Genomic DNA, 6,909 nt, shown 5'->3' with positions numbered 1-6,909 from the left:
AATGATTTGGAATGGGCGGTGGCTCTTCAACAACTTTGGTCGATTATTGATGATGTCGTTAAAAACTGCAACAAGAAATTAGCCGCTTTGATTAAAAGTCAACTCCAGAAATGGATTGGCTCTTTACCCAACTATATCAAGGCTTACTTGCCTATTTCTGTGTGCGAAACTTGAGTTAATAACAAACGATTAAAAGAACTAATTATTTTACGACTGAACCTAGGAAAAATCCTCAATATAATGCTGTATGAACTGAGAAATGAACACTCAGAAGAAATAGATTTTTAGGACGGAATGGTAAAAGCGATTAATAAGTTAAATATCATTAAATAACAAGGATCCCTAGCGATCTTGCCACCGACGGCGGGGTCGCTTTTTTGCTTTCTACATAGAAGATGAGTTTTTGTTGGGATAAGGGAGGCTATTTGTGGGGGTTGGAGGGCCAGGTGGTCACAAACTCATCTGCTATGCAAGCAATATGAGATGAGAAAAGGGAAGATTGAGGTTTACAAGCCCATATAAGTGTTCGCTTATCTCCAAAAAAACTCATCTTATATGTAAAACCGAATATGTTGAACCTCTTTAACCGAACTGTTGCCCTGTATAGATTAGGAGTTATAATGTAAATTATCATTCAAACTTTTGGTGATAATTAGGGCTTGCTGAATAACCAAAAGCCCCGTGCTTTTTAAAGGATTTTCGGCATCTTTTGTCGAAGTAAGTGCATGAAAAATGAGCCCAGAGAATCAAAAACCGTGCACTTGGAGGGTTTCCACATGTACCGAAAAAATAAAAGTGAACAACTTTATATAGAAGATTTTATACTGCCTTTTGCCGGGAAATTGCGAGCCGACAACCGTTGGGTAAAACTTTCAAAAATCATCCCTTGGGACGTGATTGAAGAAAAATATGCGAGCCAATTCCCGAGTCATACGGGCCGAGCAGCCTATCCGGTCCGGATGGCGCTGGGTGCCCTAATCATCAAAGAGAAATGTGGATATACCGACAGGGAAACGGTGGCCCAGATCGCCGAAAATCCGTATCTCCAATACTTCATTGGACTCGGAGAGTATCAGGATGAATCGCCCTTTGATGCGTCTTTGATGGTTCATTTTCGAAAACGATTCGATGAGAAGACGCTTCAGGAGATCAATGAATGGATCGCACAGGAAACCAATCGGACGGACAAAAAAGATGATGACGAAAATCAAGGCCCATCGAGCGGTGCCCCGCAACAAGAACCCGAGGAAACCCTTAGAACGGAAACGGAACCGTTGCATGAAGGGAAACTGATTTTGGACGCCACCTGTGCTCCGGCAGATATCCGCTATCCGAATGATCTTTCCCTGCTGAATGAGGCCCGAGAAAAGCTGGATGCAATCATTGATACGTTATACAAAGAGGCCGGAGTTAAGCGGCCAAGGACCTATCGTCAGATTGCCCGCAAGCACTACCTTTCCGTCACGAAACAGAAAAAACCTCAATTTCGAAAGATCCGAAAAGCGATTGGAAAACAGCTTCGCTTTGTGGCCAGGAACTTACGCATCGTGCACCAATTTTTCGCATTGATTCAAGAGGCTCAGGGGCAGAGTCCCCTACGCTCCCGTCAGAAAAAAGATCTTGAGGTCATTCGAGAACTTTACCAGCAACAACGCGACATGTATACCCATAAGACACACCGGGTAGAAAGGCGGATCGTGAGTATCCATCAACCCCATGTTAGACCCATTGTTCGGGGAAAAGCCAAGGCCGCCGTGGAATTTGGGGCCAAGGTCGCCATCAGTCTGGTCAACGGGTATACGCGGATAGAAAAACTGGGCTGGGAGCCATTTAATGAAGGAAACACTCTGATTGAATCGGTAGAGGCCTATCTTCGACGACATGGGCATTATCCCGAGGTAATCCAAGCCGATAAGATTTATCAAAGCCGAGAAAACCTCCAATATTGCAAGAGACATGGAATCCGCCTAAGCGGCCCGAAACTCGGTCGGCCATCCACGTCGGAAAAGATGACGAAAGAGCAGATTCGACTGGAAAAATTAGATAGTCGAGAACGTAATGCGGTAGAAGGAAAGTTTGGAGAGGGAAAACGGCGTTACGGTCTGGGCAGAATCATGGCTCGGTTAGGGGAGACTGCAGCCACGGTGATTGGTCTCCAAGTTCTGGTTATGAATTTGGAGCATAAGCTACGGCTTCTTTTTGCAATTTTAGCATTTCGTTCTTTAATATATATAAAACGATATATGAAAGTAGAATTAGACCTAGTTGGTGCTTGAAAGGGTTATTCAGCTAGCCCTAATTAGGAAAGATGAGCACCGACATTAACCGACCATTAAGGAACAGAAGGACTTTAGAATTGGAATTAAAGCTAACGCTTGTCAAGAACGAGTATGTGATTTATAATACAATCAACTGCATAACCGTTTCAGGTGCCCTCACAAGGGAGAATAGGGAACTGGGTGTGAATCCCGGACGGACCCACCACTGTAAGAGGAGCTTTGCACAATTGGCCACTGGGATTCTGGGAAGGCGTGCACGGCGATGATTCGGAGTCAGGAGACCTGCCTGTAACGCTCGGTGAATCATGAATCACGGTAAAGTTCATGGTCAATTTGTTGTTGTGATCTTTACAACAGCAGAATGACTATGGGCTTTTTTGTTTGCCTTGCGCTAGGGAACTGTTCGGTAGCAGGAAAGAATTCTAACGAGAAGGGGGTGTACATATGGGTTACCAGGGGCGTGATGTGGAGGTCGTCTTTTTAGCGGCAGATCAGTGCATGGTAGCAGCTTGTGATTCCTGCGGTGCCATAGGGGACAAAGAATTCGATGTCGTCCCAGTGCCGCAATACATCGTTGGACGGTTCACGACCCGTGTCGCTTTACTGGAGGTTCTCTCTGTCGGTGCGATCCCAGCGGTGGTAACAGTGGCGATCTCAAACGAGCCGAGTCCCACCGGGGAAGAAATCCTCGCCGGGGTTCGAGATGAATTAAAGGAGATCGGGAAACCCGATCTGCCAGTGGTCATCAGCACAGAAAAAAACATTCCCACCAAGCAGACCGGTGTTGGTGTCACAGTGGTGGGCGCCGTCGAGCGAAAAGGTCTTCGGATCGGCACGACCCAACCCGGTGACCGGATGTACTGTTTGGGTCTGCCGAAAGTAGGCCCGGAAGTTCAGCGGGCCGATGATGAGGAAATCGCCCAGGCCAGCCACATCCTGAAGCTGTTTCAGGTAGAAGGCATCCATGATGTGCTCCCTGTCGGATCACGGGGGATTCGTGCGGAAGCAAAGACGCTTGCCGAGGGGCTGGGCTGCTGCTTTTCTGAATGGCCGCCATCCGGTCTCGATTTAGAGAAATCAGCAGGGCCCTCAACGTGTGTCCTCTTTACGGCTTGCCCAGAGGTTCAACTCGATGAATTCACAGGTACCCCCTTGCAGGTTATCGGAGAGGTCATCCAATCGGCAAATCATTCCGGTGTATCGGATGAGTCAGTCACCGCGTTAACCCGAAAAAATCAATAAGACCTCCATGCCGCTAAAGCGGTACCTTCAGGGGAATGAAAAGATTAATTTTCAGGATAGAAACGAGAAATGAAGGGGGATTCACTAATGAGTCACATGGAAATGGAAAGCGGAGATTTACAGCCCTCCATTTGGTCGGCGAAGCGGGTGGCGGTGATCGCCATCTTTATCGCCTTAAGCGCTGTCGGTTCCCTGATCAAGATCCCGAGTCCTGTTGGAACGATCGGTCTGGATTCTGCCCCAGGTTTCTTCGTCGCGATTGCCTTCGGTGCCATGGAAGGGATGGCGGTGATCGGTATCGGCCATCTGTTGACAGCAGCAGTCGTCGGTTTTCCACTGAGCATTCCGATTCACCTATTTATTGCTGTTCAAATGGCCCTGTGGGCGCTGGCTTTTCACTGGATTGAGAAAAAGATGGGTATCGTAGCAGCGACCATCGCAGGAATTTTCTTAAACGGCGTCGTCTCTTCCCTTACGATGATCTTCATGGGCGGTTGGGGTGCTGTGGTCGGCGTCATGCCTTTTTTAGTCATCGGATCTGCCGTCAACGTTGTTCTCGCAGCGATCGCTTTCAAAGCGGTAAATGCCTCAAACTTGTTGAGGTAGGCCGTGACTAATGCCATTGAGATTCAAAATCTAACCTATCGGTATCCCCATGCCGTAAGGCCGAGCCTCGTAAACCTAAACCTGACCGTCGAGTCAGGAAAATTCATCGCCATCATGGGGCCTACCGGTGCGGGAAAGTCAACCTTATGCCTTTGCCTAAACGGGTTGATTCCCCAACTGATAGAGGGAGAACTAACTGGCAATGTCGCTCTGGCCGGAAAGGACACGCAAAAATTTCGGGTCCAGACGCTGGCTCGCCGGCTTGGGCTGGTCATGCAGGAGCCGGAGACACAGATTTTCGGGCAGACTGTAGCCGAAGACGTAGCCTTTGGCCCTTGCAATTTCTCTCTTCCAGCTTCTGAAGTTCAGGCGAGGGTCCGAGAAGCGCTGGCTTCTGTCAGATTGACTGGTTACGAGCCGCGCCATACGGAAGAACTGTCTGGCGGAGAAAAACAGCGCCTCGCCATTGCCGGTCTGTTGGCCCAGTATCCAGAGATTCTGGTCTTGGACGAACCTGCAGCAGAGTTGGACCCTCAAGGCCGGCAAGTGATCTACGAGACTCTAGACGCACTCCGGAAAGAGCGAGTGATGACGATCATCGTTGTCGAACCGAACGGTGAGGATATCCTGGAACGGGCCGATGAGGTCATCGTGCTTCGTGAGGGGGAGATCGCCTGGCAGGGGGAGCCGGACCGTTTGTTTCGCGATTTATCGCTGGTGAAGCGATTGGGATTGCGTCCCATTCCGCTCAGCCTCGTCGGTTCGCACTGCTTCAAAAAGGGATGGATTTGCCAAGAAGAGATCCCCTTGACGCTTTCAGCGGCAGTTCCTTTATTCAGCCAGCCCCATATGAAGGAATTGATGCAGTGCAACCTCGATGATATCTTCTATTTAAAAAGCACAAACGCTACGAAAAATCAACAAAACAGCGAAGATGTCGCTGCTATCGAAATTCGGCAGCTTTTTTACAGGTATGAATCGGGACAACTAGCCTTGCAGGGTGTCGATTTAGCCGCCCGACAAGGCGAGTTTGTGGCCTTCGTAGGTCAAAACGGCGCCGGTAAGACTACACTGGCAAAACATTTGAACGGTTTGTTAAAGCCCACCAGTGGGGAAGTTCTTGTCCATGGAAAAAGTACGCAAGACATCCCCACGAGCCAATTGGCTCATCGGGTAGGCTATGTCTTTCAGAATCCAGATCATCAGATTTTCGCCCTGACCGTGGAAAAAGAGGTCGAGTACGGGCTGAGCCATCTGACATTGACGGAAGCGGAAATCGGTGAAAGAGTCTCCGAGGCACTGCAGTTGACAGGACTGGAATCGCGCCGGTCTGTTCATCCGCTCACCTTAGGCAAGGGTGAGCGTCAGATGTTGGCCCTCGCCTCCATCCTGGCATTGCGTCCTAAAATCCTGGTCATTGACGAACCCACAACCGGTCTCGACGATGCAGGCGTTGGACAAGTGATGGCCCTCATCAAGCGGCTTCATGAAGAAGGAACGACCGTGATCATGGTCAGCCACGACATGGAACTGGTCGCTCAATACGCCGAGCGAGTCGTTGTTTTATATGAAGGAACTGTTTTGATGGACGGTTCTTCGCGGGACGTCTTACGTGAGCGTAAGATATTGGCCCAGGCTGCGGTGATTCCGCCCCAGCGATTTCTTCTGCGAGAGGCCTTGTTTGGCCAGACTGGATCCATTAAACAGACGGAACCGGTTTTACAGACGGGAACGATTGAGCATACAGGTTCAATTGAACAGACCGGTGTTAGAGAGTTAAAAGAAATAAATGAATCACGAAAATCGTCCTTACATCGGGAGAACGAGCCCACTTACCTGTCCCGCCTCGATATCCGAACGAAAATGGCTGGCTTCCTCGGGATAGTCATCACGTCGTTCGTCTTTCAAGATCCGCTGTCCATGCTAGCCTTGTTCACTGTGGTAGCAGCGCTCGCTACTCTCGTCAAATCTGCCCTGGTAAAGTCATGGGAGACCCTAAAGCCCTTGTTACCCCTATTTGGTTTAATTGTTATCATGACCGCCTTTACCTATCCCCAAGAACAACTTCCTGAAGGGATATACCGAACAGTCCTCTTAGGTGGATTCATGGGGGAAGGGTGGGGAGCGACTGTCGGTGGACTGTTCATGGGTCTGACCTATATGCTGCGAATAGCCATCATGGTGATCATCTCGGTCGTGCTAATGGTGTCAACGCCGTTCGATGACTTTCTGCAGTTTCTACGTAAACTACAAGTGCCATCAGAAGTATCCTTCATGCTCGTCACGGCGATTCGATTCATTCCCACCTTGGACAAGAAGCGCCGGATGATCATGGAAGCACAATCGGCCCGCGGCGCCGAGTGGCACGCTCGAGGCCTGCTCGGTCCCATCCGCACTTTTGTTCCCTTGTTCGTTCCGCTGATCATCAACGCCATTACGATGGCTGAACGCTTATCCATGGCCATGCTCAACCGGGGATACGGATATAACCGGACTCCAACGGTGCTGAGGGAAATTGAAATGGCGCCGAGGGATTATCTATGGACGGCTTTGTGTATCTCGGTCGCCGCAGTAGCCATCTATCTTCATTTGTCCCGGTAAACAGAACTTTGCGAATTAGGCCCACCCATGGAAAACGAAGATTTTCAAAAAATCAGTTGTAATAGAAGCAGAAGAACGCTAATTGGACACATCAATTGGCGTTCTTTTTTTATGAAAATGTCCTCTTATCGTTAGAAAAGTTCTTCAAAAAAAGCATGGCAAATTAGGGCTACCAAATTGG

General features: G+C 49.1%; 4 protein-coding genes and 1 riboswitch. All 4 genes read left to right on the top strand.

The features are described from left to right. Positions 1–776 precede the first annotated feature (776 nt). The 4 genes from GJ688_RS18985 (at position 777) to GJ688_RS18970 (ending at position 6,728) form a co-directional block, all read left to right on the top strand. Positions 777–2,276 carry an IS5 family transposase gene (locus GJ688_RS18985; RefSeq protein ID WP_235911121.1) on the top strand — a complete coding sequence of 500 codons (1,500 nt, stop codon included), beginning with the start codon at positions 777–779 and terminating at the stop codon, positions 2,274–2,276. A gap of 134 nt (positions 2,277–2,410) precedes the next feature. Then, positions 2,411–2,583: riboswitch (cobalamin riboswitch) on the top strand. A gap of 140 nt (positions 2,584–2,723) precedes the next feature. Further along, on the top strand, positions 2,724–3,521 hold the full coding sequence (locus GJ688_RS18980) for an alpha-ribazole kinase (RefSeq protein WP_155478086.1): 798 nt from the start codon (positions 2,724–2,726) through the stop codon (positions 3,519–3,521). 87 nt (positions 3,522–3,608) lie between these two features. Then, a complete protein-coding gene (locus GJ688_RS18975; RefSeq protein WP_155478085.1) occupies positions 3,609–4,127 on the top strand; it encodes an ECF transporter S component in 519 nt (172 codons plus the stop codon). 3 nt (positions 4,128–4,130) lie between these two features. After that, the gene (locus tag GJ688_RS18970; RefSeq protein ID WP_155478084.1) at positions 4,131–6,728 is read left to right on the top strand and encodes an energy-coupling factor transporter ATPase; all 2,598 of its coding nucleotides are present in this window, start codon (positions 4,131–4,133) and stop codon (positions 6,726–6,728) included. Positions 6,729–6,909: the final 181 nt, after the last annotated feature.

Source organism: Heliobacterium mobile (assembly GCF_009720735.1).
Taxonomy (GTDB): domain Bacteria; phylum Bacillota; class Desulfitobacteriia; order Heliobacteriales; family Heliobacteriaceae; genus Heliobacterium; species Heliobacterium mobile.
This window is presented reverse-complemented; position numbering and strand designations above follow the sequence as displayed.

What these genes read in the sequence shown, in the direction of transcription:
- GJ688_RS18985 (WP_235911121.1), top strand. Translation starts at nt 777, where the DNA reads ATGTACCGAAAAAATAAAAGTGAACAACTTTATATAGAAGATTTTATA.
- GJ688_RS18980 (WP_155478086.1), top strand. Translation starts at nt 2,724, where the DNA reads ATGGGTTACCAGGGGCGTGATGTGGAGGTCGTCTTTTTAGCGGCAGAT.
- GJ688_RS18975 (WP_155478085.1), top strand. Translation starts at nt 3,609, where the DNA reads ATGAGTCACATGGAAATGGAAAGCGGAGATTTACAGCCCTCCATTTGG.